This window comes from Pseudodesulfovibrio karagichevae, from assembly GCF_041414475.1.
In the GTDB taxonomy this organism is placed as follows: Bacteria; Desulfobacterota; Desulfovibrionia; order Desulfovibrionales; family Desulfovibrionaceae; genus Pseudodesulfovibrio; species Pseudodesulfovibrio karagichevae.
In genome coordinates this window covers 42,528-66,980 of sequence record NZ_JBGLYH010000003.1, presented here as the reverse complement: position 1 = coordinate 66,980, position 24,453 = coordinate 42,528, and the positions used below count along the sequence as shown (strand labels likewise).

The 24,453-nt window shown below is 64.8% G+C and carries 22 protein-coding genes and 1 pseudogene; 9 read left to right on the top strand and 14 right to left on the bottom strand.

What is annotated here, in order from left to right; translation table 11 throughout:
* Position 1 precedes the first annotated feature (1 nt).
* From AB6M95_RS01950 to AB6M95_RS01940, 3 genes are read right to left on the bottom strand one after another with little or no spacing between them, the layout of a single operon-like run.
* Positions 2 to 319 carry a cupin domain-containing protein gene (locus AB6M95_RS01950; RefSeq protein ID WP_371385046.1) on the bottom strand — a complete coding sequence of 106 codons (318 nt, stop codon included), beginning with the start codon at positions 317 to 319 and terminating at the stop codon, positions 2 to 4.
* 10 nt (positions 320 to 329) lie between these two features.
* Positions 330 to 1,112: an ATP-binding protein gene (locus AB6M95_RS01945; RefSeq protein ID WP_371385045.1), complete on the bottom strand. Its 783-nt coding sequence runs from the start codon at positions 1,110 to 1,112 to the stop codon at positions 330 to 332.
* A 29-nt stretch (positions 1,113 to 1,141) separates the two neighbouring features.
* Positions 1,142 to 2,473: a 4Fe-4S binding protein gene (locus AB6M95_RS01940; protein ID WP_371385132.1), complete on the bottom strand. Its 1,332-nt coding sequence runs from the start codon at positions 2,471 to 2,473 to the stop codon at positions 1,142 to 1,144.
* 88 nt (positions 2,474 to 2,561) lie between these two features.
* Here AB6M95_RS01940 and AB6M95_RS01935 point away from each other — a divergent pair, with 88 nt between their 5' ends.
* A complete protein-coding gene (locus AB6M95_RS01935; RefSeq protein ID WP_371385044.1) occupies positions 2,562 to 3,236 on the top strand; it encodes a Crp/Fnr family transcriptional regulator in 675 nt (224 codons plus the stop codon).
* A 57-nt stretch (positions 3,237 to 3,293) separates the two neighbouring features.
* Here the strand turns inward: AB6M95_RS01935 and AB6M95_RS01930 are convergent.
* From AB6M95_RS01930 to AB6M95_RS01885, 10 genes and pseudogenes are all read right to left on the bottom strand, one after another.
* A pseudogene (locus AB6M95_RS01930) lies at positions 3,294 to 4,103 on the bottom strand (ABC transporter substrate-binding protein).
* Between the two features lie 160 nt (positions 4,104 to 4,263).
* The gene (gene rpsT / locus AB6M95_RS01925; RefSeq protein WP_371385043.1) at positions 4,264 to 4,530 is read right to left on the bottom strand and encodes a 30S ribosomal protein S20; all 267 of its coding nucleotides are present in this window, start codon (positions 4,528 to 4,530) and stop codon (positions 4,264 to 4,266) included.
* 120 nt (positions 4,531 to 4,650) lie between these two features.
* A complete protein-coding gene (gene glyS / locus AB6M95_RS01920) occupies positions 4,651 to 6,759 on the bottom strand; it encodes a glycine--tRNA ligase subunit beta (protein ID WP_371385042.1) in 2,109 nt (702 codons plus the stop codon).
* A gap of 42 nt (positions 6,760 to 6,801) precedes the next feature.
* Positions 6,802 to 7,671, bottom strand: coding sequence for a glycine--tRNA ligase subunit alpha (glyQ, locus tag AB6M95_RS01915; RefSeq protein WP_371385041.1), 870 nt, complete (start codon positions 7,669 to 7,671; stop codon positions 6,802 to 6,804).
* A gap of 13 nt (positions 7,672 to 7,684) precedes the next feature.
* Positions 7,685 to 8,443 (bottom strand): DNA repair protein RecO, encoded by a 759-nt coding sequence (gene recO, locus AB6M95_RS01910; protein WP_371385040.1) that lies wholly within the window; start codon positions 8,441 to 8,443, stop codon positions 7,685 to 7,687.
* 34 nt (positions 8,444 to 8,477) lie between these two features.
* A complete protein-coding gene (locus AB6M95_RS01905; protein ID WP_371385039.1) occupies positions 8,478 to 9,461 on the bottom strand; it encodes a helix-turn-helix domain-containing protein in 984 nt (327 codons plus the stop codon).
* Positions 9,458 to 10,396 carry a SurA N-terminal domain-containing protein gene (locus AB6M95_RS01900; RefSeq protein WP_371385038.1) on the bottom strand — a complete coding sequence of 313 codons (939 nt, stop codon included), beginning with the start codon at positions 10,394 to 10,396 and terminating at the stop codon, positions 9,458 to 9,460. Before AB6M95_RS01900 ends, AB6M95_RS01905 begins: the two co-directional genes overlap by 4 nt.
* A gap of 132 nt (positions 10,397 to 10,528) precedes the next feature.
* A complete protein-coding gene (locus AB6M95_RS01895; protein WP_371385037.1) occupies positions 10,529 to 11,638 on the bottom strand; it encodes a peptidylprolyl isomerase in 1,110 nt (369 codons plus the stop codon).
* 9 nt (positions 11,639 to 11,647) lie between these two features.
* On the bottom strand, positions 11,648 to 15,133 hold the full coding sequence (gene mfd, locus AB6M95_RS01890; RefSeq protein WP_371385036.1) for a transcription-repair coupling factor: 3,486 nt from the start codon (positions 15,131 to 15,133) through the stop codon (positions 11,648 to 11,650).
* 103 nt (positions 15,134 to 15,236) lie between these two features.
* Positions 15,237 to 15,737: a chemotaxis protein CheW gene (locus tag AB6M95_RS01885; RefSeq protein ID WP_371385035.1), complete on the bottom strand. Its 501-nt coding sequence runs from the start codon at positions 15,735 to 15,737 to the stop codon at positions 15,237 to 15,239.
* A gap of 324 nt (positions 15,738 to 16,061) precedes the next feature.
* On the opposite strand from AB6M95_RS01885, the gene AB6M95_RS01880 reads away from it, so the two are divergent.
* Positions 16,062 to 16,277 (top strand): hypothetical protein, encoded by a 216-nt coding sequence (locus tag AB6M95_RS01880; RefSeq protein ID WP_371385034.1) that lies wholly within the window; start codon positions 16,062 to 16,064, stop codon positions 16,275 to 16,277.
* Between the two features lie 75 nt (positions 16,278 to 16,352).
* Here AB6M95_RS01880 and AB6M95_RS01875 read toward each other — a convergent pair whose 3' ends face one another.
* The gene (locus AB6M95_RS01875) at positions 16,353 to 17,690 is read right to left on the bottom strand and encodes a UDP-glucose dehydrogenase family protein (protein WP_371385033.1); all 1,338 of its coding nucleotides are present in this window, start codon (positions 17,688 to 17,690) and stop codon (positions 16,353 to 16,355) included.
* Positions 17,691 to 17,868: 178 nt separating this feature from the next.
* Here AB6M95_RS01875 and AB6M95_RS01870 point away from each other — a divergent pair, with 178 nt between their 5' ends.
* Genes AB6M95_RS01870 through cimA form a run of 7 tightly spaced genes read left to right on the top strand, consistent with a single transcriptional unit; the run spans position 17,869 to position 24,352 of the window.
* Positions 17,869 to 18,594, top strand: coding sequence for a pyridoxine 5'-phosphate synthase (locus AB6M95_RS01870; protein WP_371385032.1), 726 nt, complete (start codon positions 17,869 to 17,871; stop codon positions 18,592 to 18,594).
* Between the two features lie 19 nt (positions 18,595 to 18,613).
* A complete protein-coding gene (locus AB6M95_RS01865) occupies positions 18,614 to 18,988 on the top strand; it encodes a holo-[acyl-carrier-protein] synthase (RefSeq protein WP_371385031.1) in 375 nt (124 codons plus the stop codon).
* Positions 18,989 to 19,012: 24 nt separating this feature from the next.
* Positions 19,013 to 20,563 (top strand): NAD(P)H-hydrate dehydratase, encoded by a 1,551-nt coding sequence (locus tag AB6M95_RS01860; RefSeq protein ID WP_371385030.1) that lies wholly within the window; start codon positions 19,013 to 19,015, stop codon positions 20,561 to 20,563.
* Entirely contained in the window at positions 20,557 to 21,006 is a 450-nt protein-coding gene (locus tag AB6M95_RS01855) for a CBS domain-containing protein (protein ID WP_371385029.1), read from the top strand. Before AB6M95_RS01860 ends, AB6M95_RS01855 begins: the two co-directional genes overlap by 7 nt.
* A gap of 16 nt (positions 21,007 to 21,022) precedes the next feature.
* Positions 21,023 to 21,496, top strand: a complete 474-nt coding sequence (tsaE, locus tag AB6M95_RS01850) for a tRNA (adenosine(37)-N6)-threonylcarbamoyltransferase complex ATPase subunit type 1 TsaE (protein ID WP_371385028.1) — start codon at positions 21,023 to 21,025, stop codon at positions 21,494 to 21,496.
* A 30-nt stretch (positions 21,497 to 21,526) separates the two neighbouring features.
* Positions 21,527 to 22,756, top strand: coding sequence for an aspartate kinase (locus tag AB6M95_RS01845; protein WP_371385027.1), 1,230 nt, complete (start codon positions 21,527 to 21,529; stop codon positions 22,754 to 22,756).
* Positions 22,757 to 22,759: 3 nt separating this feature from the next.
* Positions 22,760 to 24,352, top strand: a complete 1,593-nt coding sequence (gene cimA / locus AB6M95_RS01840; RefSeq protein WP_371385026.1) for a citramalate synthase — start codon at positions 22,760 to 22,762, stop codon at positions 24,350 to 24,352.
* The last annotated feature ends 101 nt before the right edge of the window (positions 24,353 to 24,453 follow it).

The following is a 24,453-nucleotide window of genomic DNA, read 5'->3' as shown; positions in this document are numbered from 1 at the left end:
ATCAGATCGGGGGGGCTATGGTTACGAGGACCCGCATGTCGGTGATGGCCCTGACGCCGTGGGGTTCGGCGATCTCGGAGACCAGCACGTCGCCGGGACGGGCGGGCATGGCCGCGCCGTCCGCGCCCAGAAACTCGCCCTCGCCCTCAAGGATGGTCAAGGTCAACTCCCCTTCCAGGTCATGGGAGTGCACGGGCAGCTTCTGCCCGGCCTTGAAGTTGAAATTGATCACCTTCATGAACTCGGACTCGTGTACCAGATAGTTCGAGAAGGTCAAATCCTTGAACCCATGGGCTTCGAACAACTCAATCTTCTTCATAGGGCACTCCTTAAATATCGAATTCCAGGGTCACGGTCCGCAACACGGCGCCGGTGCGGCTCACGGTCACCCGCTCGGTGGGCACGGCCTTGCCCGCGCGCTTGACCGCCTCGTTCAGGATGGCGCTCATGGACGAGCAGCACGGCACCTCCATCTCCATGACGGTGATGGACTTGAGATCGTTTTCCGCAATGATCCCGGCCAGCTTCTCCACGTACTCCATCTGGTTGTCGAACTTGGGGCAGCCCATGAGGACCACCCGGTTCGGGACGTACTCGCCGTGATAGGTCGGCATGGCCACGGGCACGCAGTCCGCGGTCAGGAGCAGGTCCGCGTTCTTCAGGAACGGGGCGTTGGGCGGCACCAGGCGCAGCTGCACGGGCCAGTGGGACAAGGCCGAACCGCCTGTCTGGGCCGTGGGGATGTTGGCCTGGCCGCACGGGGTCATGGTCTTGAGGGCCGCGCCGGGGCAGCCGCCCGCCGGGGGCTTCGGCGCATTCAGGCGCAGGGACTCGGGATCGGGCATGTGGTCCGGGACTTCGCGGCCCTGGGCCTTGAGGTGTTCGGTCACGGCCTCGGGATCGAAGTCGGCGGCCTCGCGGACCACCACCTTGAGCGCGCCCGTGGGGCAGTCGCCCAAGCACGCGCCCAGGCCGTCGCAGTAGATTTCCTTGACCAGCCTGGCCTTGCCGTCGACGATGGCCAGGGCCCCTTCGGCGCAGGCGGGCACGCACTGGCCGCAGCCGTTGCACAGTTCCTCGTTGATGGTGATCATCTTGCGCTGGTGTACCATTTCTCTATCCTCTCTTTTTTCGTATAATTCTAAATTCTGGCCACGCCGAGAAACACGGCGTGGAGACCGACCGCCAGGACGATGAACGCGGTCCGGGCGGTTTCACGGGAAAGACCGGGAAAAACATAGCCTATCTGCTTATGTGCGCAGGCCGATACGCAGTCGCCGCACAGGGTGCAGGACAGGGCCGGGCGGCCCAGGGCCACCCTCTCCTCGTCCAGGGCGTTGTACCGGCAGCGGGTGAAGCACGCCCCGCACCCGGTGCAGTCCGCGCCGATGCGCACGCGCCAGGGCGAGATGCGCCCGAAAAGGTTCCCCACCAACCCCATGGGGCAATAGGTGGTGCAGTGGACCATCATGCCCCGCCTGCGCGAGGCGAAAACCATCACGCCCACGCCCACGAGTCCGAAGGCGGCCCCGAAGAGCACGGCGCTCGCGCCCGGCACGCCGAGGACGCGTAAAATCAGAGCACTGCCCACAGCCAGGACCAGGGTCCCTCCCCGGCCCCACAGGCTCAGGGTGCGCAGCCGCGCGGACGGGGCCGGACGCGGGCCGAGGCGGCTCATGGCGTCGTCCCAGGCTCCGATATAGCACAGGTGGCTGCACCATGCCGGACCGACCAGGACAAGGGTCACGCCGAACAGGACGAGCATGAAGTACCCGCCCCCGCGAAAGACCGGACCGGCGGCGATCAGGGCCGGGACCGGGAGGTGCAGGGTGCCGGTCATGAGCATGCGGTCCATGCCCAGCAGGCCCAGGGCCAGCTGCAGGAAGAACACGGCCGAGAACAGCCCCCAGATGCGCGGACGGACCGTCCGGTGCCCCCTGGGGGTGCGCATCAGCGAGCCGATCCACTGGGCGTAGCAGCCGAGCAGGAAGATTTCGAGCCAGCCCCAGCCGGGAAGGTAGCGGTCCGCCAGCAGGATGGGGAATTGCACGTGGCTCCGGGCCATGGCCAGGCCGAAGACGGTGAGCAGGAATATGGCCGCACGGGGCCGGGCCCACGTCCTGTCGCGGCCGAACCAACCGTCGAGCCCCCGGCCAAGCAGGCTCATCATGGCCAGGCCGTCCAGGACGATGACCCCGCCCATGATCCAGGCCAGCCGCATCCACGGCAGCTCGAAGGCCTGGCGGAAGGCGATGAAGTCCACCGTGGCCCGCGCCCAGACGACCCCGCCCCACAGCAGCGCGGCCACGGCCACGGGACGCACCCAGGCCCGCCGGGTGAGCAGCAGCCCGGCCAGGGCCGCCAGGGAGGCGGCCAGTCCGAAGTCGCCCTGCCGCAGGCCGTGGGCTCCGAGCAGGAGCAGGGCCGTGACGGGCAGGATCAGGGGGTATGGCTTCAGGGTTCCGTTTTCCATGGCCCTACTATGGACAATCCTTTTGATCTCGGCCATGACTTAGATCAAATTATGCGCAACGCGGAAAAAAACAGGGAGAATTGAGAGGATGGACAAACTGGCCGCCGTGCGGGACGTGACGTTTTTCCGGGGACTGCCCGATGACCAGTTGGCCAAACTGGCCGACCTCGCCGTGGTCAAACGCTACGACAAGGGCGAGACCCTGTTCCTGGCCGACGTCCCGGCCGACGGGTTCTATTCGCCGGTCTCCGGGCGGGTCAAGGTCTTCCGGACCTCTCCGGCGGGCAAGGAGCAGATCCTGCACGTGTTCGGCCCGGGTGAGGCCGTGGGCGAGGTGCCGGTCTTCGAAGGCGGAACCTTCCCGGCCCAGTGCGAGGCCGTGGAGCCGTGCGAGGCCCTGTTCTTCCCGCGCAGCGGGTTCCGCGACATCCTGCGCGACGACCCGGACCTGGCCATGCGGATGATGGCCATGCTCTCCCAGCGGCTGCGCATCCTGGTCAACAAGATCGACGATCTGAGCCTCAAGGAGACCCCGGCCCGGGTGGCCGCCCACCTCCTGCTCCTGCGCTCGTCCACCGACTCCGACACCTTCCGCCTGGACCTGCCCAAGGGCCAGATCGCCCTGTATCTCGGGACCATCCAGGAGACCCTGTCGCGCATCTTCAAGCGGTTCACCGACGAAGGGCTGATCGAGATCCGGGGCCGGGAGATCACCATCCTCGACATGGACCGGCTGCGCGAGCTGGCCGACGAGGGGCGCTAGACGCAAAAAAAAGGGGAGCCGAGCCGACTCCCCTCCCGTTTCTTCCGCTCGCGGACCTCAGTGGTCATACTGCCTGGCGTATTCCGCGTCGTTGTACATCCCTTCCCCGTACTCCTTGCGGCCGTAGTCGGCGACGATGGACTACCCCTCGGGCGAGGCCAGGAACTTGATGAACGCCACGGACAGTTCGTTGTTGGGCGCGGCCAGGGCGTGATAGGTGTTGATGAGCATGGGGTCGCCCCGGAACAGGACCTTGATGCGGTCCATATCCTTCCGGCCCATGACCCAGGTGGAGCTGTCGGTCATGAAGTACCCCCGGTCGGCGTTGGCCCGCTTCAGGGTGGCCATCATGAACTCGTTGGTGACCGCGTACCACTTGCCCTCGGGTGTGATGCCCGCCTTCTTCCAGATGGCCAGTTCCTTCTTGTGGGTGCCGGAGTTGTCGCCGCGCGACAGGAAGAGCGCGTGGACCCTGGCGATGCGGGCGTAGGCGTCGGCCGCGTCCTTGGCCCCGGCGATGCCCGCCGGATCGTCGTCCGGGCCGACGATGTAAAATTCATTGGAGCCGATCAGGACGGCCTGTTTCTCGGCCGCAGGCGCATGGACCATGCAGGCGTCCACGTCGCCGGCCTTGAGCAGGCTCAGGGATTTGCCGGAACCGGCCTTGACCCAGCACATGGTCGTGCCGTGCTTGGCGTTGAAGGCGTCGGCCAGGACCTTGAGCAGCCCGAGCTCGCCCGGGGACCCCGTGGCCAGCTTGTAGACCGTGCCCCCGTCGCCGTAGGTCTGCGTACAGGGCGCGTCGCCGGCATACGCGCCGGCGGCAAGGAGCAAAAACATCAACGAGGCCAGTAATACTCTCTTCATAATCAACTCCTTGAACAGGTTGAAATGTGAGCGATATTACCCCCGTTGATTGTGTGGATCAAGGCATAATGCGAAACCGGGCACCTCGATGTGCGGCGGACAACGCAAAAAGCCCGCCGCACAGAGTGCGGCGGGCTGAAGAAAGCAATGCGAAAAGAGACTATTCCGCGATCTTGTTGACGGCGGCCTGGAGCCGGGCGATGCGGCGCTGGGCCTGACGTGCGTGGATCACGTTCTTGCGGGCGGCGCGGTCCAGCACGGAGCTGGCTTCCTTCAGGGCCTCCATGGCCTTGTTGGTGTCCTTTTCCTCGACGGCGACGCGAACGGCCTTGACGGTGTTCTTGATGCGGGTCTTGGAAACGCGGTTGCGGGCGCGACGCTTCAAGCTCTGACGGTGCCTCTTCAGGGCGGATTTGTGATTGGCCAAGGTAGTTTCTCCTGATCGATTTATTATCGCATTAAAAAGCGTTTGTTTTGCAATTCTTCCCGAAGGGAGTGCCTTTTATATGGACTCCCTGTCTGATGTCAAGACTTTTCTCAACCGCCGCTACACCTGCAGGGCGTTGAAGTCGGCCAGGCGGCCCAGCCGGTCCACCAGGCCCTTGAGCAGATTCAGCCGGTTCAGGCGGACGTCCTGCGCGTCGCACATGACCATGACGTTGTCGAAGAAGCCGTCCACGGCCGGGCGCAGCTCCCCGAGCAGGCCGAACAGGCCGCCGAAGTCGCCGCTCTCCCAGAGGTCGTCGAAGCGCGGGGCCAGCTCGTCGAGCTTGTTCCCGAAGGCGGCCTCGTGCTCGTTCTCGAACAGATCCGTATCGTAGCTGCCGGTCAGGGGCTCGCCCGCCTCGTCACCCTGCTTGCGGATGATGTTGGCGGCGCGCTTGAAGGTCAGGACGCTCCGCTCGAAATCGGCCTCGCGGCTGAATTCGGCCAGGGCCTCCAGCCGCGCCTTGAAGGTGCGGATGTCCTTGAACCCGGCGCCCAGGGCGGCGTCCACCACGCGGGTGTCGAAGCCCAGGCCGGTGAACAGGGCGCGCAGCCGCTGGCCGAAGAAATCCATGAGCTTGCCGAGGGCTTCCCCCTGCTCCACCTTCCATTTCACGCCGGAGTAAGCCTCCTGGGCGTCCCCGAGGAAGGTTTCCAGGTCCACGTCCAGGCCGTGCTCCATGATGATCCGGCTGATGCCCAGCGCGCAGCGGCGCAGGGCGTACGGGTCGTTGGCACCGGTAGGCACCTTGCCCAGGCCGAAACAACCGGCCATGGTGTCGGCCTTGTCGGCCATGGAGACCAGAGCGCCGGACAGGGACGAGGGCACCGGGGTGTCGGGGCCGGCGGGCAGGTACTGCTCGTAGATGCCCTGGGAGACGATCTCGCCCAGCCCGGCGCGCTGCGCGTAGATGCCGCCCATCTTGCCCTGCAGGGAGTCGAACTCGATGACCATCTCGGACACCAGGTCCGCCTTGGCCAGCCGACCGGCCTTGGCGTACTGCCCGATCTCGCCGGGCAGGATGGACTGGGACGCGTCCAGGGTCTCGGCCAGCTTGCGGCACAGAGTCTCGATGCGCCGGGACTTATCGCCCACCGAGCCGAGCGGCCCGAGGAAGACGACGTGCTCCAGCTTTTCGAGCCAGGTGTCGAACTCCACCTTGCAGTCCGCCTCCCAGAAGAAGCGGGCGTCCTCCAGACGGGCCTTGAGCACCCGCTCCCACCCCTTCTTGACCAGGGCCACGTCCAGGGGCTCCAGGTTCAGGGTGGTCAGGAAATGGGGCAGCAGCTTGCCGTCGGCCCCTTCCACGCCAAAGGATTTCTGATGGGACTGCATGGAGGTCAGCAGGACCTCGCGCGGCAGTTGCAGGTAGAGCGGATCGATGTCGCCGATGAGCGGCTTGGGGTATTCCACCAGGTTGGCCACCTCGTCCAGCAGGCCGTCGTTCCAGACGATCCTGCCGCCGAGCGCCTCGGCCAGCCGGTTGCCCTCGGCCACGATGGTCTCCCGGCGTTTAACCGGATCGATAACCACCTTGCACTGGTCGCGGACAACGGAAAAGTAGTCGGCCGTGGAGGCCACGGAAAACGGGCCGGGTCCCATGACCCGGTGGCCGCGCGTCTCGCGCCCGGAGGTCAGGTTCTCCACGGTGAATTCGATGACGTCCGCGTCGAGCAGGGCCAGGAGCCAGCGCACGGGACGGCCGAAGGTGAAATCGTAGTCGCCCCAGTGCATCTTCTTGGGAAAGGACAGGGACTCGATGCACTTGCGGCAGATTCCGGGCAGGATGTCGGCGGTCTTGCCGCCGCCGACCACCTTCTTGGCGGCCAGGTACTCGCCCTTGCCGGTCTCCATCCGGAACAGCGCGTCCTCAGGCACGCCCTGGGTCTTGGCGAAGCCCAGGCCCGCCTTGGTCAGGTTGCCGTCGTCGTCATAGGCGATGCGCACCGGAGGACCGGTGACGGTCTCCTCCTCCTGCAGCTGGGTCAGGGCCAGGGACGGCACGTGGGCGGTGATGCGGCGCGGGGTGGCGTAGCACTTGACCCCCTCGTTCTCGACCATGGACTCGGTCAGGCCCTTGGCAAAGGCCTCCTCGAGCTCGGCCGCCAGCTTGGGGACGAAGCGGGCGGGCATTTCCTCGGTTCCGATTTCCAGAATGAATTCGGCCATTGTTCTTCTCTTGTGTAGTCTATTGCGTGACGTAGGCGTCGCTTATTTCTTGAGCATGGGATAGCCCATCGCTTCCCGCTGGTCGGCGTAGAGCCTGGCGATCTTGGAGGCCAGGTTGCGCACGCGGCCGATGTAGGTGGCGCGCTCGGTGATGGAGATGGCCCCGCGGGCGTCCAGCAGGTTGAAGGAATGGGAGCACTTCAGGCAGTAGTCGTAGGCGGGCCAGGGCACCCCCTCCTCGCACAGCTTCAGGCATTCGGCCTCGAACTTGTTGAACAGGTCGAAGAGCATGTCCGCGTCGGACAGCTCGAAGTTGTACTTGGACATCTCCACCTCGTTCTGGTGGTAGACATCGCCGTAGGTGATCTCGTTGTTCCACATGAGGTCGTAGACCGACTCCTTCTCCTGCAGATACATGCACAGCCGCTCGAGGCCGTAGGTGATCTCCACGGACACGGGCTTCAGGTCGATGCCGCCGATCTGCTGGAAATAGGTGAACTGGGTGACCTCCATGCCGTTGAGCCAGACCTCCCAGCCCAGGCCCCAGGCGCCCAGAGTCGGCGATTCCCAGTCGTCCTCCACGAACCTGAGGTCGTGGGCGGCCGCGTCGATGCCGATCTCCTTCAGACTCTCGAGGTACAGCTCCTGGACGTTGTCCGGGGACGGCTTCAGGATGACCTGGAACTGGTAGTAGTGCTGCAGGCGGTTGGGGTTCTCCCCGTAGCGGCCGTCGGTCGGACGGCGGGAAGGCTCCACGTAGGCGGTCTTCCACGGTTCGGGGCCGATGACCCGGAAAAAGGTGGAGGGATTGAACGTCCCCGCCCCGCATTCGATGTCCATGGCCTGGACCACGGCGCACCCATAATTCGCCCAGAAATTCTGTAATTTCAGTATGACTTCCTGAAAATTCATCGTTGGCTCCAACTCATACCTTTTTATACATGCCACCCTCCCAGGACAGACCCAGGTGGTAGGCGACGAAAAGTTCGATCAATTGACTGGCCTGGCGGCGGACTTCGACGTCCATGGTCACCGTGGCCCAGTCCGACGGCCTGCTGTGCTGAATCCAGTCCAGGGCGCGCAAGACCCCGGCGGAAATCGGCCGAGCAAGTCCCTCTAACGGTTTCCCGTCCGAAAGACAAGTCCGGCAGGCCACTTGTCCCCGCTCCACGCCGAAGCGGTGGCCGCATTCGCAGGACAACGGACGGCCGCATACCCCGCAGGCCAGGAAGTCGGGCGTGAAGCCCATTTCGAAGGCCAGCTTGGCCCGGAAGAGCCACGGCGTAAAATCGCTGCCGCCTCCGCCCTCGTCGAGCATGTACAGGGTCTCCAGGAGCAGTTCGTAGGCGGGCCTGGCGTCGTTCGGGTCGATTTCCACCGCCTCCACGAACTTCACGCAGTTGACGGCCAGACCGGTCTTGGCAGGGTCCTTGCGGACCTCGGGAAAATTGTGCAGCAGACTGCCCTCTTCGAGGACGGTGTAGGTGCCGGTCTTGTTGGTTCCGATGGTGAAGAGCACGTGGCTCAGGGGGTCGAGACACCCCACGAAGCGGCGGCGCGAGCGGCTGCCGCCGAAGGCGAATCCGTTGAACACCCCGCGGGAGGGGGTCAGCAGCCGGACCCAGACGTCGGCCTCCCGGAAACGCCCGGTCTTGAGTACGAGGGCTTTCTCGGTGGCGCTCATGCTGTCTGTCCGCGCGTGGGCCTTGAAGGCCCGGTTACATGCCGAAGGTGAGGGTCTGAATGTTGCCCTTGGTGGCGTCCAGATCGTAGGCTTGGCCGTTGTAGGTCACGGTCACGCCGGAGACGTTGCCGATGCGGATGCGGCGCGGGCTGTTGAACATCAGCCGCAGGGGCTCGCCCTTGCGCAGGACGAAATCGCGGGCCATCTTGGTCTCCTCGCCGCGCCAGACGCCGATCCAGCAGCCCTTGTCGGTGGTGGCCCGGATGATCACCACATGGTCGTATTTCGGCTCGTCGGGCGCGCCCTCCTGAGTGATGGCGGCCTCCTCGTCCACGGCCTCGGCCGGGGCCGGGGCAGGCGCGGCGGCCTGCTCCCGAGCGGTTTCGGCCGGAGCCTGGGCGGGCGCGGGCGTCGCGGGCTCCGCCGCCGGAGCCTGGCCCGTCTCCTCCGCCCCGCCCTGCTCTTCGGCGGGCGCGGCTTCGGGGGCGATCTGGTCGTTCGACGGCGCGGTCTCGGGGCCAACCCCCTCGGGCAGGGCCGGTCCCGGCGCGGCGGGCTGCACGGACTGCTCGGCCGGAGCGGGGGTTGTGGCATCCGGCAGTTTGGCCTTGTTCAGGTTCAGCACCAGAATCACGGCCGCACCGGCCAGGGCCAGGACGCTGAGGATGGAGGGCCACACCGACCGCTTGCGGCGTCCCGAGCTCATGTCGTTGTCCTGGAAGGCCTTTTCCGCGTTGGGAGCCACGTCGTAGGACAGATCCCCGGCATTGGGCTGTTCCATCTGATATTCGCGGTCCACGACCATGGACAGTTCGTCCGGGTCCAACCCGAGCAGGCGGGCGTAGCTCTTGACGAACCCCTTGGTGTACACGGGGTGCGGCAGGGCCGAGCGGTCGCCGCTCTCCAGGGCCAGGAGGATGACACGGCTGATCTTGGTGGCCTCCATGACCGCCTTGATGGTCAGCCCCTTGGCCTCCCGTTCACGCTGTAGCGTTTCGCCGAGTTCCTGAAATGTCATTGGGTTACTCCATTATCGGGCTTGAGCGAGTCGTCCATATAGATAATGACCGCGCTCTGCTTCAATTTATCGAAATAGTCCGTGAACACCGTTTCCCGCTTCTTCTGCATCAAATCCTTGTAGATATTGTCCCTGACGTCCTTGAGCGGGACCATCCGGTCGTCATTGATCTTTATGGGCGAGAGCAGCGCCTGGTGGTCCTGGATGGTCAGCGGCGAGCTCACGCCGCCCTGGGCCACCCCGTCGAGGGCGGTCTTCCACTCGTCGGCCAGGTCGTCCCAGCTCAACTCGCCGATGGACCCGCCCGAGTCCTTGCCCGGGCCGACGCTGTACTTGGCCACGGCGTCGGCGAAGGTCATCTCGCCGCCGGTGATCCGCTCGCGGACCTCCACCGGGGAGATGTCGGCCGGCAGGAGGATGATGGCCAGTTCGACCATCTTGCCCAGGGAATAGTCGTCCTTCCGGGCCGCGTATTCCGCCTGGATCTCCGAGTCGGTGACCACGACCTTGCTGTTGACCATGTGGCCGATGAGCTCCTGCTTCTCGAGCAGTTTCTTGAGCCGCGCCCGGAACTCCTCCATGGTCAGCCCGTCCTTGGCCACCACCTTCTGAAACTCCTCCAGGGACAGACCGCGCTCGTTCCGGACCCGCTCGATCTCCTTGTCCATGTTCTCATCGGAGACGGCGATGGAAAACCGCTTGATCTCCTGCTGGATGAGGTTGTCGTTGATGAGGCTGTCCAGGGCCTTTTTGCGCATCTGCGCCAATTGGGCCTGCTCCTTGGCGGAGAGCTTGCGATCCTTGATCTGGTCGTAGACGGGCTTCATCTCCTGGTCCAGGTCATACTGGGTGATGATGGAATCGTTGATCTTCACCAGGATGCGGTCAACGACCACATCCTTGGCCTGCGCCGTCACGGGACATATCAAGAGCATGGCTCCCAAGAGCAAGGAAAAGACTTTTACCACGCATGTACTCCTTGGAATCGGGAGGCGAATTCCCCTTCTCCCCCCGAATTGTTGTCGGATTCTAGTCGTTTTATGCGGACTATGCAACGAACGGACCGATCAGATGCCCGTATCCGTGCCGACCTGGTCCATGGGGATGGCCTCGTCGGACTGTTCCTGGCCGTTCATGTCGTCCTCGGGCATGTCCTGGGGCGCATCCGGAGGCAGGGACTGCATGTCCTCGTCCGCCGGCGGCGCGTCCGGTTCCGTAAAGACGGCGTCAGGCCCGCTCCCGTCGCTGTCCGCAGGCTTGGAGGCGGATTCCAGGAGATGCTCGCTGACCTTGATGTCCGCCTTGGCCAAGGCGCCGGAGAGCCATTCTTCGAAGGCGTTCTCCATCTTCTTTTCGAGCAGGGCCTCCTCCACCAGGGGGTAGGCCTGGGCCGGAGGCAGGACCTTGGCCTCGCTGCGTTCGAGCAGGACCAAGGCCTCGAAGCCGAAGCGGTCGGTCAGCACGTCGCTGGCCTGGCCCGGCTTGAGCCCGGTCAGGGCGTTGCGCCAGGGGGCGGACAGCCGCCCTTCGCGGACCACCACCTCCCGCGTTTCGACCTCGCCGAACGCGGTGGCCAGATTCATCTGGTCGTGGTCCTTCTGGTATTTCTCCACCGCCTTGACCACCAGCTCCCGGCTCGGGCCGCGCACCACCAGGATGCGCATGCTCTCGGGCAAATAGAAGTCGGAAATGTGGTCGCGGTAGTATTTCTCGGCTTCCTTGTAGTCGATCTTGATCTGCGGCCTGAGGACCTGCTGGAAGAACTTCTTCTGGGCCAGGTAGTAGCGCAGCTGCCGCCGCCAGGATTTGAGGTCTATGTACTCCTCGACCAGGACCTGTTCGAAGGCCCCCTCGGGGTAGTCGGCGCGCACCGTGTTCTCGGCCTTGCGCAGCTCCTCGTCGGTCACGGCCAGGTCGCGGCGGGCAAGTTCCTGGACCACCAGTTCCTGGACGATGAGGTCGGACAGGATCTCGCCGTACTCCCTGCGCAGCTTGGCCACGCTGGGGACGTAGGCCCCGACGCTGTCCTCCTGGAACTGGTCGTGCTGGAACTCCAGCTGGCTCAGGTAGATGGGCGCGCCGTTGACCCGGGCCACGATGCCGATGTCGTCCGTGTCGCCGGAGCATCCGGCCAGCAGAGCCGCCAAAATAAAGATTATCGCAATGTGACGTTTCATATTCACTCGTTATCGGCCGTCCGGCCGCACGGTTTCGGCATCGAGCATGCCTTCGAGGTCCGCGGCGGTGGATTCCAGCGCCTCCCGCATGGAGTGCGCGTCGTCGTATCGGATTTCCAGCTTGGCCGGGGGAATGAGCCGGGCCGTCTCCCCACGGTCATTGACCCAGCGGATCAGCTTCTCGGGGTTGACCGCGATGGCGTTGTCCTTCCAGGTTATGACAGCCCGGCCGGGATAGAGCTCGGCCCTGGCCGCCTGGAGCCGGGACAGGGTGCGCTTGATGCGCAGCACCCCGAAAAAGGTGTCCAGCGGTTCCGGCAGCGGCCCGAAACGGTCGCGAATTTCCGCCTCGAATTCGCGCAGTTCCATGTCCGTGGCGGCCGAGGAAAGGGCCTTGTAATAGCGCAGCCGCTCCCGCGAATCCGGGATGTATCCGCCGGGGATATGCGCCTCGAACACGAAATTGAGTTCCGTGTCCGACGCCCTGACGTGCTCCTCGCCGCGCAGCCTGGCGACCTCTTCCTCGAGCATTTCGAGAAAGAGCTCGAGGCCAATCTTGGCGATCTGCCCGGACTGGGCCTCGCCCAGGATATTGCCTGCGCCGCGAAGGCGCAAGTCCTCCATGGCCACCTTGAATCCAGCCCCCAGATAATCCATGTCCAGAATGATGCGCAAGCGTTTGCGGACGATTTCGGAAATATCCTTGATGGACGGGACCACGAAATATGCATAGGCCTGCCGCTCGCTGCGCCCCACCCTGCCCCGCAGCTGATAGAGCTGCCCCAGGCCGAAGAGCTGGGCCTGGTCCACGACCAGGGTGTTGGCGTTGGGGAAGTCCAGGCCGGACTCCACGATGGAGGTGCACACGAGCACGTCCAGCTCGCCGTGCCAGAAGCCGCGCATGGCGTCCTCCAGCCCCTTCTCGCTCATCCGGCCGTGAGCCATGCCCACCTTGGCGTCCGGGACCAGGCCGCGCACGTACTCGGCCACCCGCTCCAGGCCGTTGACCCGGTTGTACACCCAGTAGACCTGGCCGCCCCGGTCCAGCTCCCGGCGCAGGACCGCCTTGAGCTCCAGCTCGTCGCGCTCCATGATGCCCGTTTCCACGGGCTTGCGGTCCACGGGCGGGGTCTCGATAACGGACAGCCCGCGGATGCCCGAGAGCGACAGTTGCAGAGTCCGGGGGATGGGCGTGGCCGTCAGGGTCAGAACGTCGATGTTCTGGCGGAAATGCTTGAGCTTTTCCTTGTGCTTGACCCCGAACCGCTGCTCCTCGTCCAGAATGAGCAGGCCGAGGTTGGGCAGTTCCACGTCCTTGGAAAGAATGCGGTGCGTGCCGATGAGGATGTCGATCTCGCCCCGGGCGGCGGCCTCGAGCACGGTCTTCTGCCGCTTGGCCGTGACGAACCGGCTGAGCAGCCCCACGCGCACCGGGAACCCCTCCATGCGCTTGGTGAAGGTCTGGTAGTGCTGTTCGGCCAGCACCGTGGTCGGGCACAGCAGGGCCGTCTGGCGGCCATCCAGCGCCGCGCGGAAGGCGGCGCGCAGGGCCACCTCCGTCTTGCCGAAGCCCACGTCGCCGCAGACCAGCCGGTCCATGGGCTCGGCCTTCTCCATGTCGCGGAACACGTCGTTCACGGCCTTTTCCTGGTCCGGGGTCTCCTCGAAGCCGAAGGTGGCCTCGAACTCGGCATACATCTCGTCGAGCGGGCCGTAGCCGTACCCCTTGGCCACCCGGCGGAAGGCATACATCTCCACCAGTTCGAGGGCTATCTTCTCGATGGCCTTGCGGACCTTGGCCGTGGTCTTGGCCCAGCGCGAGCCGCCGAGCTTGTCCAGGGACGGCTGCTTGGCCCCCTCGGGCCCCTTGAAGCGCTGAACCAGATTGAGCCGGTCCACGGGCAGGTAGAGCTTGTCCTCGCCGGAAAAATACAGGAGCAGGTAGTCGTTGGCCCCCTCGCCGATGGCCATGTGGTGCAGGCCGCCGAACTGGGACAGGCCGTAGTCCCGGTGGACCAGCAGGTCGCCCTCGGACAGGTCGTCGTAGCGGTCGAGCCCCTTGAAGGCCTTGTCCCGCCCGGCCTGGGCCCGGGGCGCCTGGGGCTGGATGACCTCCTCGCCCAGGATGCGGGTCCGGTTCCAGCCGATGTCCATGCCCTTGCGCAGGGGCGAGACCAGGGCGTAGAGGCCCTGGCGGTCGGGCACGTATTCCAGGGTAATGGGCAGGCTTTCCTGCTCGGCCAGGTTCAGGAACTTGGCCCGCGAGCGCTGGGTGCGGAAACTCAAAATGGTGGTCTCGCCCGCGCTCTGCCACTCCTTGATCCCGGCCATGAGGGCCGCCCACGGCCGCCTGGTGGCCTCGGGCCGCCAGAAGATATCCGTGAAATCGCTGTACGGGGTCTCGGCCAGGTCGATGCCGCTCTTCTCCCGGCCGATGGTCAGCTCTTCGAAGACCAGCTGGCGGGCGGAGCTCCACGCCTTGCGGGCCACGTCGTGGGAGCGGACGATGAACCGCCGGGGCAGGCTGACGCCCTTGTCGCGCTCCTCGTCCTTGAGGTAGTCGCGCCACGACTGCTCGCGGTCCTCGAGCCGGGCCCGCAGGGTTCCGCCCGAGGAGAGCAGCCAGGCCGCGTCCCTGGGCAGGTAGGTTTCCAGGCCCACGGGCGCGTCATAGTACAGACCGGGCCAGACGAACCCGTCGTTGGCGTCCAGACGCTCGGACAGCGCCTGCTCCTGCGCGGCCGTGATCTCGCCGGTCCGGCGCAGCTTGTCCCACTGGTCGCGGGCGCGAAAACCCCGGTCCGGGGTGGTGATGGCCGGGGCCACGGGCAGGAGCACGGCCTCGGCCAAGTCCGCCTTGGAGCGCTGGGAGGCCGGGTCGAACAGCCGGATCTCCTCGAGCACGTCGCCGAAAAATTCAAACCGGAGCGGCAGCTCGTAGCCCGGCGCGTGGATGTCCAGGATGTCGCCGCGCATGGCCATGTCGCCGGGGTCCGAGACCAGCTTGCGGCGCACGTACCCCCAGGAGACGAGCTGTTCCAGGAGGATGTCCGGGGACATCTCCTCGCCCTTGGTCAGGGTGGCCCAGTTCTCGCGCAGGACCGTCTCGTCGGGCCAGTGCGGCAGGAGGTTGTCGGCGGTCATGAGCACGCCGCGCGGACCGTCCCGGTAGACCAGCCCGTACAGGGCGGCCCACCGCTCGCTCCACCCCTGCGACTCGGGCGTGCGCGGATGGTACGGCGGCAGGAAGACCCATTCCCGCTCCCAGGCGGGCTGTTCCGATCCGCCCCGCTCGCCGCGCGACAGCAGGGTCAGCAGGGCCTGCATCTCCCGGAACTCGGCCACGCCCGGCACCACCAGGACCACGTCGGTCCCGCCCGCCAGCAGAGACCCCGCCAGCAGGGCCTGGGAGCCCGGTCCGCTCTTGAAAATCCGGACCGAATCAACGGTCCCCTTCATGAAGTCGGCTATGTCCTTGGGGTAATTGGCTGGCATGGATTCGCTGTGAAAAGGGTTTCTCGGCCTCGCGTGAAAAAATGGAAAAGCCGCCTCTTCCCTAGCGGGACCAGGACGGCTTGTCACCAAGATTCTGTCGGGCCTAGACGGTGCCCAGGGCTTCCTTTTCCTCGTTGTCCAGAAGCGAATCCAGGTCGAGCAGGATCAGCAGGCGGTCTTCGAGCTTGCCCACGCCGTCGATGTAGTCGGCATCCATGCCCGCCACCACGGGCGGCGGCGGCTGGACCGAGTTGGCCGGAATGCGCAGGACCTCGGACACGGAATCCACCACGAAACCAACGATGATCATTTCGATCTCGATGACGATGATCCGCGTGTACTTGTCGTGCTCTTTCGACTGAAGCCCGAAGCGGCGGCGCATGTCCACGATGGGAATGACCTTGCCGCGCAGGTTGATGACGCCCTCGACGAACTCGGGAGCGCGGGGGACGTTGGTGATCTCCATGGTCCGGATGATCTCCTGGACCTGGAGGATGTTGACCCCGAATTCCTCGTCGCCGATGCTGAAAGTCACCAGCTGGGTCAACTCCTGATCGACTTCGCCCTCTTCGACGTCGGTGATGTCTTCAACTTCCATTCTCATGGCTACCCCGTCTAGGATGACCGGATGCGCCGAAGGCGCGTCCCGTTTTACAAGGTCCGAATCTGTCAACCAAGCCTGTTTTTGTCAATGAGAATATCCAGCCGGTCGAAATTGTTGGAAAGAAGTCGCCCGCACCCCCCTGCGGGCCGGCCATTTCGCCCGTCCTTCATTTTTCACCAATGAAAAGGCTTTGTTGTGGTTTTTCTCACGCTCCGGCCGCAAAGTGTTGTTGACGCTCTTGAGATAAAGGGCTAACGTAGGTCCCACTTCGACTCTATATGTTTGATTTATTTCACCTTTTGGAAAAGAGGCAGGCCATATCGCATGGGTCAGTACGCCAATTTCAAGGACCACGACACCCTGGAGGCCCAGGTCAAGAGCCTGGCCGATGATGAACTCCTGGATTTCTGGGAAGAAACGCAGCAACTTGCCAAAATGCTGGACCAAGCCGAGCAAACCGACCTGGAATACAATCCCGAATACGAACGGGTCATCCTCCAGGAGCTGCAGTACCGGACCTGCTTCAAGGGCCGCATCTGATTTTCCGGACACGAACGAAAAAACTCCCCGCCTCTGCCGAGACGGGGAGTTTTTTTTCATGCCTGATGGCGCCCTCTATTTCACCGGGGTGCGGCCGATGGAGAAGTAGGCGAACCCGGCCTTGCCCATGCGCTCGGGCAGGTACAGGTTGCGGCCGTCAAAGACCAGCGGCGCGGTCAGGGCGGCCTTGATGCGCTCGAAGTCCGGGTTGCGGAACTGGTTCCAGTCCGTGACCACGGCCAGGGCGTCCGCCCCTTCCAGCACGTCGTACTGGCTGTCCATGATCTCGAGGTTCTCCAGGTGGCCGATCTCCTCGCGGGCGCGGGTGTTGGCCACCGGGTCGAAGGCCCGGACCTTCATGCCCAGGCCGGTCAACGCCTTGATCACCTGGATGGCCGAAGCCTCGCGGATGTCGTCGGTGTTGGCCTTGAAGGCGATGCCCCACATGGCCAGGGTCCGGCCCGCCACGCCGCCCTGGGGCTCGAAATAGGCCTTGATCTTCTCGGCCAGGACGAGCTTCTGGGTGTTGTTGACCTCGTCCACGGAGCGGATGAGCTTGGCGTCGTAGCCGTGCTCGGCGGCCGTGTCGATGAGTGCCTTGACGTCCTTGGGGAAGCAGGACCCGCCGTAGCCCACGCCGGGGTAGATGAAGGAGTAGCCGATGCGCGAATCCGAGCCGATGCCCGCGCGGACCTCGGAGACGTCCGCCCCGACCCGCTCGCAGATGTTGGCCACTTCGTTGATGAAGGATATCTTGGTGGCCAGCATGCAGTTGGCCGCGTACTTGGTCATCTCGGCCGAGCGCACGCCCATGACGATGAGCTTCTCGCGGCTGCGGGCGAACGGGGCGTACAGGGACTTGATGGTCGTGGCCGAGTTCGCGTCGCTCGTGCCCACGATGACCCGGTCCGGCTTCATGAAATCGTTGATCGCGTCGCCTTCCTTGAGGAACTCCGGGTTGGAGACCACGTCGAAGGGAATGGACTCGCCGCGCTTCTCCAGCTCACCGGCGATGATCCCGCGCACCCGGTCGGCGGTGCCCACGGGCACGGTGGACTTGTCCACCACGATCTTGGGCGAGGTCATCCTCTGCCCGATCTCGGCGGCCACGGCGTCCACGTACTTGAGGTCGCAGGAGCCGTCCTCGCGCTGCGGGGTGCCCACGGTGATGAAGACCACCTCGGCATCCTTCAGCCCCTCGCCCAGTTCGGTGGTGAAGTGCAGGCGGCCCTGCTCGGTGTTGCGCTTGACCAGGTCCTCCAGACCAGGCTCAAAGATGTGGACCTTGCCGCTCTCCAGGGTTTTCACAACCTTGGGGTTGACGTCCACACAGAAAATATCGTTTCCCATTTCGGCGAAGCAGGCCGCGGAAACCAGTCCCACGTAGCCGGTGCCGACGATGCATACGTTCATATGGCATTGCTCCAGATTGAAAGTCTATTTCATAACAGGCCATGCGGATACCGTGTACGCGCACGCGCGTCAATTATGAATGCAAAACGTCACCTGGAGGCCGTGGCTATTGCCATTCCGCCCCAGGTATCTTAATCAATGAGGATATTACGCAATTACGCACTCGGAGGATGATACAATGCCGGTACTCGTTGTCAACGTCGATCATGTGGCCACCCTGCGCCAGGCCAGAATGGGCATCGAACCCGAGCCCGTGACCGCCGCCTACATGGCGGAAATGGCCGGGGCCACGGGCATCATCGTCCACCTGCGTGAAGACCGCCGTCACATCCAGGACCGGGACGTGGAGCTGATCAAACAGACCTGCAACACCCGGCTGCACCTGGAAATGGCCGCCACGGACGAGATGCAGGGGATCGCCCTGAATATCGAACCCGAGATGGTCTGCCTGGTACCCGAGAAGCGGCAGGAACTGACCACCGAGGGCGGCCTGAACTGCATCGGCCGCGAGGCGGAACTCAAGGACTTCCTGGCCCCCATCCACGAAAAGGGCATCCGCTCCAGCCTGTTCATCGACGCCGACCCCAAGCAGATCGAGGCGGCCGTGGCCACGGGCACGGAATTCATCGAAATCCACACCGGGCACTACGCCGACGCCAAGGAATACAGGCAGCGCAAGGTGGAGCTCGAAAAGATCCTCAAGTCCATCGCCCTGGCCCGGGACATCGGCCTCAAGGTCAACCTCGGCCACGGCCTGAACTACCGCAACGTCCTGAACTTCAAGGACGTGCCCGGCATCAGCGAATACTCCATCGGGCACGCCATCATGGCCCGGGCCATCTACGTGGGCCTGGACCGGGCGGTCCGGGACATGGCCGAACTGGTCCGGTCCTTCGCGGACTAGCCGGGCGGGACGACGCGGCATGATCAAGGGAACGGGCATCGACCTGACGGAGCTGGACCGCATCCGGGACCTCTGGGATCGGTTCGGACACCGGTTCGCCCGGAGAATCCTCACGGAGCGCGAACGCGCGCAACTCCCGGAGCGCAATCCCGTGCCGCGCCTGGCCGCCCTGTTCGCCTGCAAGGAGGCGGCCGTCAAGGCGCTCGGCACCGGATTCGCCAAGGGCGTGCACTTCAAGTGCATCGAGATCCTCCACAACGAGGACGGCAAGCCGGAGATTTCCTTCCTCGGCGAGGGGCTCGCCCGGTGCGAACGGATGGGCGTGACCGGAGCGCACGTGTCCATGACCCATTCCCGTGACACCGCCGCCGCCACCGTGATATTGGAAGGATAGACAAACCCCCATCCAGGAGAGCTCATGCTGCTGCCCCTTCCGACCCCCGCCGAAATGTCCGTGTGGGACAGGGAAACCATCCACACCGTCGGCATCCCCGGCGTCACCCTCATGGAATCCGCCTCCCGCGAGGCCCTCAACGTCCTGCTCGAGGAGTACGGCGACGTGGACGGCGCGGTCATTTTCTGCTTCGCCGGGTCCGGCAACAACGGCGGCGACGCCTTCGCCATGGCCCGCGCCCTCGCCGACCTCGGGGCCGAGGTCACGGTCTTCCACACCCGACCCAAGAAGGCGTACCGGGGCGAGACCCGGGCCAATCTCCTGTGGGCGCAGAAGCTCGGCCTCCGGCTGGTCCATCTGGCCGGGGTGAACCTCGACGCGCTGCCCCAGCCCGACGTCGTCGTGGACGGCCTGCTCGGCACCGGCTTTCAAGGCACCCTGCGCGAAGACATTCTGAACATGGTGCGGACCGTCAACCGGCTGGGCGAACGCGCCTTCGTCCTGGCCGTGGACATCCCCTCCGGGCTGAACGGACTGACCGGACTCGCCCAGCCCGAAGCGGTCATGGCCGACGCCACGGCCACTTTCCAGTCGCCCAAGCTCGGCCTGGTCATGCCCGAGGCCATGGAATACACCGGCGCGCTGCACGTCTGCCCCATCGGCATTCCGCTGAAGGTCCAGGAAGACAACCCCGTCCGGCACCACCTCATCACCGGCGCGGTCATGGAGACCCTGCCCGCGCCCGCCCGCGACATGCACAAGGGCACCGCCGGGCACGTCCTGGTGGTCGGCGGCAGCATCGGCCTGACCGGCGCGCCGCACCTGGCCGCGCTGGCCGCCCTGCGCAGCGGGGCCGGACTGGCCACCGTGGCCTGCCCCGACGGACTGGCCGACGCCGTCAAGGGGAGCTCGCCGGACATCATGACCCTGCCGCTCGGCTCGGGCGCGGTCTGGACACGGGACATGGCCGCCGAGGTCAGGGAGGAACTCCACCGCTTCGACGCCGTGGTCCTGGGCCCCGGCCTGGGCCGCGCGCCCGGGGCCATGGCCTTCGCCCTGGACCTGATCGCCTCCTGCGAGCTGCCCCTGGTCCTGGACGCGGACGCGCTCTTCGCCCTGGCCGCCAACCCCGAGCACCTCAAGACCCTGCCCGAACGAGTCGTGCTCACACCCCATCCGGGCGAGATGGCCCGGCTGCTCGACGTCTCCATCGCCGACATCCAGGCCGACCGGCTGGGCGCGGCGGACCGTTTCCTGGTCGTCTGCGACGCCACCCTGGTCCTCAAGGGCGCGGGCACGTTGGTGGCCGACCCGGACACGACCTGCGTGTCCCCCTTTGCCGAACCCAACCTGTCCGTGGGCGGCTCCGGCGACGTCCTGTCCGGCGTCGTCGGCACGCTCCTGGCCGGAGGGCTCGCCCCCCTGCACGCGGCCTGCGCCGGCGTCTTCTGGCACGGGCTGGCCGGGCGCGCCCTGAACAACGAATTTCCCGCACGCGGCAACCTCGCGTCCGAAATCGCCAACATGCTGCCCCACGCGGCGGCATCCTTCACCAAGGAGCTTGAACCATGCTGACAGCCAAAGACATCATGACCACCGACTGCATCACCCTGACCCCGGACACCGACATCACCGCCGCCGCCACGCTCCTTCTCGAGAAGAAGATCAACGGCGCGCCCGTGCTGGACGGCGACCAGGTGGTCGGCGTGCTCTGCCAGTCCGACCTGATCGCCCAGCAGAAGAAGGTCACCCTGCCCTCCTTCTTCACCCTGCTGGACGGCGTCTTCCCCCTCTCCTCCCACGACCAGCTGGAACGCGAGATGACCAAGATCGCGGCCCTCAAGGTCGGCGACGCCATGACCCCGGCCCCGATCTTCGTGCACCCGGACACCACCATAGAGGACGTGGCCACCATGATGGCCAACGAGAAACTCTACACCCTGCCCGTGGTCGAGAACGACAAGCTTGTCGGCGTGGTCGGCAAGGAAGACATCCTCAAGACCCTGGTCAAGGCCTAGGGACCGGACCCGGAACGTGAGCCTGAAACTGCACCTTCCCGACAGCGACGCCACCGTGGCCCTGGGCCGCGCCCTGGCCTCGATCCTGTCCCGAATGGACGCCCCACCGGCTTTGCTCTTGCAAGGCGACCTCGGATCGGGCAAAACCACGTTGGTCAGGGGTTTCGTGGAATCCCTGCCCGGCGCGGAGGCGGCGGAGGTCTCGAGCCCGAGCTTCAACATCTGCAACCTGTATCCGACCACGCCCGGCGTGGCGCACTTCGATCTCTACCGGCTCGAAGGCATGCCCCCGGACGACGCCCTGTTCGATTCCCTCGAGGACGCGGACACGATCACCATCGTGGAATGGATACAATTCCTGCCCAGGGGAATGTGGCCAGACCAGGCCCTTTTCCTGGAGTGGACCCCGTCGGACACTGGACGAAGCCTCGTATTGCATGCGATGGGAGGTGCGGCGCGGGACGTCGTCGACGCCCTGCGACCCAAGTGACAACCGTTTCCAGAGAGCAGAATCTAAAAAATGAACATCGTCGTACAAAAGTTCGGAGGCACATCGGTCCGCAACCTGGAGTGTCAACGCCAGGTCATGCAGAAGGTCCTGCGCCCCTACCGTGAGGGCAACAAGGTTATCGTGGTCCTGTCGGCCATGTCCGGTGAGACCAACCGCCTATTGGGCCTGGCCGAGGAGTGGTCGGACAATCCCGACCCCGCCGAAGTGGATTCCCTGGTTTCCACCGGTGAACAGATTTCCTGCGCCCTCTTCGCCATGCTGCTCAAGCAGCAGGGCGTCAAATGCCGTTCCGTGCTCGGCTTCCAGGCCCCGGTGAAAACCGACTGCTGCTACGGCAAGGCCCGCATCACCGCCATCGACGAGTCCCGGCTCAAGGGCATGCTCCAGGAGTACGACATCCTCGTGGTCGCCGGATTCCAGGGGTGCGACGACAGCGGCCGCATCACCACCCTCGGACGCGGCGGCTCCGACACCTCGGCCGTGGCCCTGGCCGCGGCCCTCAAGGCCGACGTCTGCGAAATCTACACCGACGTTCCGGGCGTGTTCACCACCGACCCGAACCTCTGCACCGACGCCCGCAAGATCGACCGCATCTCCTATGACGAGATGCTGGAAATGGCCAGCATGGGAGCCAAGGTGCTCCAGATCCGCAGCGTCGAGTTCGCCAAGAAATACAATGTAACCGTTCATGTCCGCTCCACCTTTTCCGACGAGCCGGGCACCATAGTCACGCAGGAGGATGAAAACATGGAAGCCGTCATGGTCTCTGGCATCGCATACGACAAGGATCAGGCTCGCATCACGCTGATACACGTCAAGGACAACCCCGGCGTGTCGGCCCAGATTTTCTCCCCCCTGGCCGAGAAGAAGATTCTCGTGGACATGATCGTCCAGAACCCGTCCAAGGACGGCTTGACCGACATGACCTTCACCGTGCCCCGCGCCGACGTGAAGCCGACCATCAAAACCCTGGAAAAGCTCCAATACGAAATCGGCTACGAAGAGCTATCCAGCAATCTCAACGTCGCCAAGGTGTCGATTATCGGCGTCGGCATGCGTAACCATTCCGGCGTGGCCTCCAAGGCCTTCCGGGCGCTTGCCGATGAGAACGTGAACATCCTGATGATCAGCACCTCGGAGATCAAGATCACCTGCTTGATCGACGACAAGTACACCGAACTGGCCGTACGCACACTCCATAAAGCCTTCAACTTGGAGGAAGGCAAACACATCGAGTAGCCGATGCAAAACATCACCATATATGACACGACCCTGAGAGACGGAGCCCAAGCCGAAGAACTGAACCTGACCACCCAGGACAAGGTCCGCATAGCGCAGAAGCTGGACGATCTGGGCATTCACTACATCGAGGGCGGCTGGCCCGGCTCCAACCCCACGGACAGGAGATTCTTCGAAGAAATAAAGTCCTGCACCTTCAAGAACGCCAAACTGGCCGCCTTCGGCTCCACGCACATGGCCAAGTTCACGCCCGAAAAGGACCCGAATCTGGCCGGGCTGCTTGAGGCCGAGACCCCGGTGGTGACCATCTTCGGCAAGACCTGGGACATCCACGCCACCATCGCCCTCGGCGTCCCGCTTGAGCGCAACCTCGAACTCATCGCCAACTCCGTGGCCTATCTCAAGGCGCGGGTGGACGAGGTCATCTTCGACGCCGAGCACTTCTTCGACGGGTTCAAACGCAACCCGGAATACGCCATCAAGGCCCTGACCGCCGCCTTCGAGGCCGGGGCCGACCGCCTCGTCCTCTGCGACACCAACGGCGGCTCCCTGACCAGCGAAATCGGCCGGGCCGTGGGCGAGGTCCGCAAACTCCTGCCCGAGGCCAGACTGGGCATCCACGCCCACAACGACTCCGAACTGGCCGTGGCCAATTCCCTGGAAGCGGTCCGCCTCGGCGCGGTCCAGGTCCAGGGCACCATCAACGGCTACGGCGAGCGGTGCGGCAACGCCAACCTCTGCTCGGTCATCCCCAACCTGGAACTCAAGATGGGCTTCGAGGTCATCGGCAAGGAAAATCTCGCCCGGCTCCTGCCCGTCGCCAACTTCGTCAGCGAAATCGCCAATCTGCGGCCGTTCATGCGCCAGCCCTTCGTGGGCGCATCCGCCTTCGCCCACAAGGGCGGCATCCACGTCAGCGCCATCCTCAAGGATGCCCGCACCTACGAGCACATCCCGCCCGAGACCGTGGGCAACGAGCGCCGCGTGCTCCTCTCGGACCAGGCGGGCAAGTCCAACATCCTGTTCAAGGCCCACGAGCTGGGCTACAAGCTGGCCAAGGACGACCCCACCGTGGACCGCCTGCTCAAGGAGCTCAAGATCAAGGAGTCCATGGGCTACGAATACTCCGTGGCCGACGCCTCCTTCGAACTCATGCTCCGCGAGGCCCTGGGCAAGCCCCTCGACTACTTCCACTTCCGCCACTTCTTCGTGGTGGACGCCAAGCGCGAGGAAGACGCCGAACCCATGTCCGAGGCCACGGTCATCGTGGACGTCAAGGGCCAGCAGGAACACACCGCGGCCACCGGCATGGGCCCGGTCAACGCCCTGGACAGGGCCCTGCGCAAGGGACTGGAACTGTTCTACCCCCGCCTGGGCGAAATCCGCCTGCTCGACTTCAAGGTCCGCGTCCTGTCCGGCGCGGTGCGCGACACCGGCGGCACCGCCTCCTTCGTCCGCGTCCTGATCGAATCCGGCGACGGAACCGACCGCTGGACCACCATGGGCGTGTCCCACAACATCATCGAGGCCTCCTGGCAGGCCGTGGTCGACGCCATCAACTACAAGCTCTTCAAGGACGAAATGGCGGAGGCGTAAGCAGCCTCCGGCGGCCGGGAGAAGGGGAAGAAAAAACCTTTCGAGAAAGGTTCTTTCCTTCCCCTTCCCCCGGACCCCCATCCCCATCCTTTTCCAAAGCT

Bases quoted from the DNA above. Each gene is read 5' to 3' on its own strand.
- AB6M95_RS01905 (WP_371385039.1), bottom strand. From the start codon at position 9,461: ATGACATTTCAGGAACTCGGCGAAACGCTACAGCGTGAACGGGAGGCC.
- AB6M95_RS01875 (WP_371385033.1), bottom strand. From the start codon at position 17,690: ATGAACGTATGCATCGTCGGCACCGGCTACGTGGGACTGGTTTCCGCG.
- recO (WP_371385040.1), bottom strand. From the start codon at position 8,443: ATGAGCGCCACCGAGAAAGCCCTCGTACTCAAGACCGGGCGTTTCCGG.
- AB6M95_RS01940 (WP_371385132.1), bottom strand. From the start codon at position 2,473: ATGGAAAACGGAACCCTGAAGCCATACCCCCTGATCCTGCCCGTCACG.
- AB6M95_RS01945 (WP_371385045.1), bottom strand. From the start codon at position 1,112: ATGGTACACCAGCGCAAGATGATCACCATCAACGAGGAACTGTGCAAC.
- glyQ (WP_371385041.1), bottom strand. From the start codon at position 7,671: ATGAATTTTCAGGAAGTCATACTGAAATTACAGAATTTCTGGGCGAAT.
- AB6M95_RS01880 (WP_371385034.1), top strand. From the start codon at position 16,062: ATGGGTCAGTACGCCAATTTCAAGGACCACGACACCCTGGAGGCCCAG.
- mfd (WP_371385036.1), bottom strand. From the start codon at position 15,133: ATGCCAGCCAATTACCCCAAGGACATAGCCGACTTCATGAAGGGGACC.
- cimA (WP_371385026.1), top strand. From the start codon at position 22,760: ATGCAAAACATCACCATATATGACACGACCCTGAGAGACGGAGCCCAA.
- AB6M95_RS01900 (WP_371385038.1), bottom strand. From the start codon at position 10,396: ATGCTCTTGATATGTCCCGTGACGGCGCAGGCCAAGGATGTGGTCGTT.
- AB6M95_RS01885 (WP_371385035.1), bottom strand. From the start codon at position 15,737: ATGAGAATGGAAGTTGAAGACATCACCGACGTCGAAGAGGGCGAAGTC.
- AB6M95_RS01860 (WP_371385030.1), top strand. From the start codon at position 19,013: ATGCTGCTGCCCCTTCCGACCCCCGCCGAAATGTCCGTGTGGGACAGG.
- AB6M95_RS01950 (WP_371385046.1), bottom strand. From the start codon at position 319: ATGAAGAAGATTGAGTTGTTCGAAGCCCATGGGTTCAAGGATTTGACC.
- AB6M95_RS01895 (WP_371385037.1), bottom strand. From the start codon at position 11,638: ATGAAACGTCACATTGCGATAATCTTTATTTTGGCGGCTCTGCTGGCC.
- glyS (WP_371385042.1), bottom strand. From the start codon at position 6,759: ATGGCCGAATTCATTCTGGAAATCGGAACCGAGGAAATGCCCGCCCGC.
- AB6M95_RS01845 (WP_371385027.1), top strand. From the start codon at position 21,527: ATGAACATCGTCGTACAAAAGTTCGGAGGCACATCGGTCCGCAACCTG.
- AB6M95_RS01935 (WP_371385044.1), top strand. From the start codon at position 2,562: ATGGACAAACTGGCCGCCGTGCGGGACGTGACGTTTTTCCGGGGACTG.
- AB6M95_RS01870 (WP_371385032.1), top strand. From the start codon at position 17,869: ATGCCGGTACTCGTTGTCAACGTCGATCATGTGGCCACCCTGCGCCAG.
- AB6M95_RS01855 (WP_371385029.1), top strand. From the start codon at position 20,557: ATGCTGACAGCCAAAGACATCATGACCACCGACTGCATCACCCTGACC.
- AB6M95_RS01865 (WP_371385031.1), top strand. From the start codon at position 18,614: ATGATCAAGGGAACGGGCATCGACCTGACGGAGCTGGACCGCATCCGG.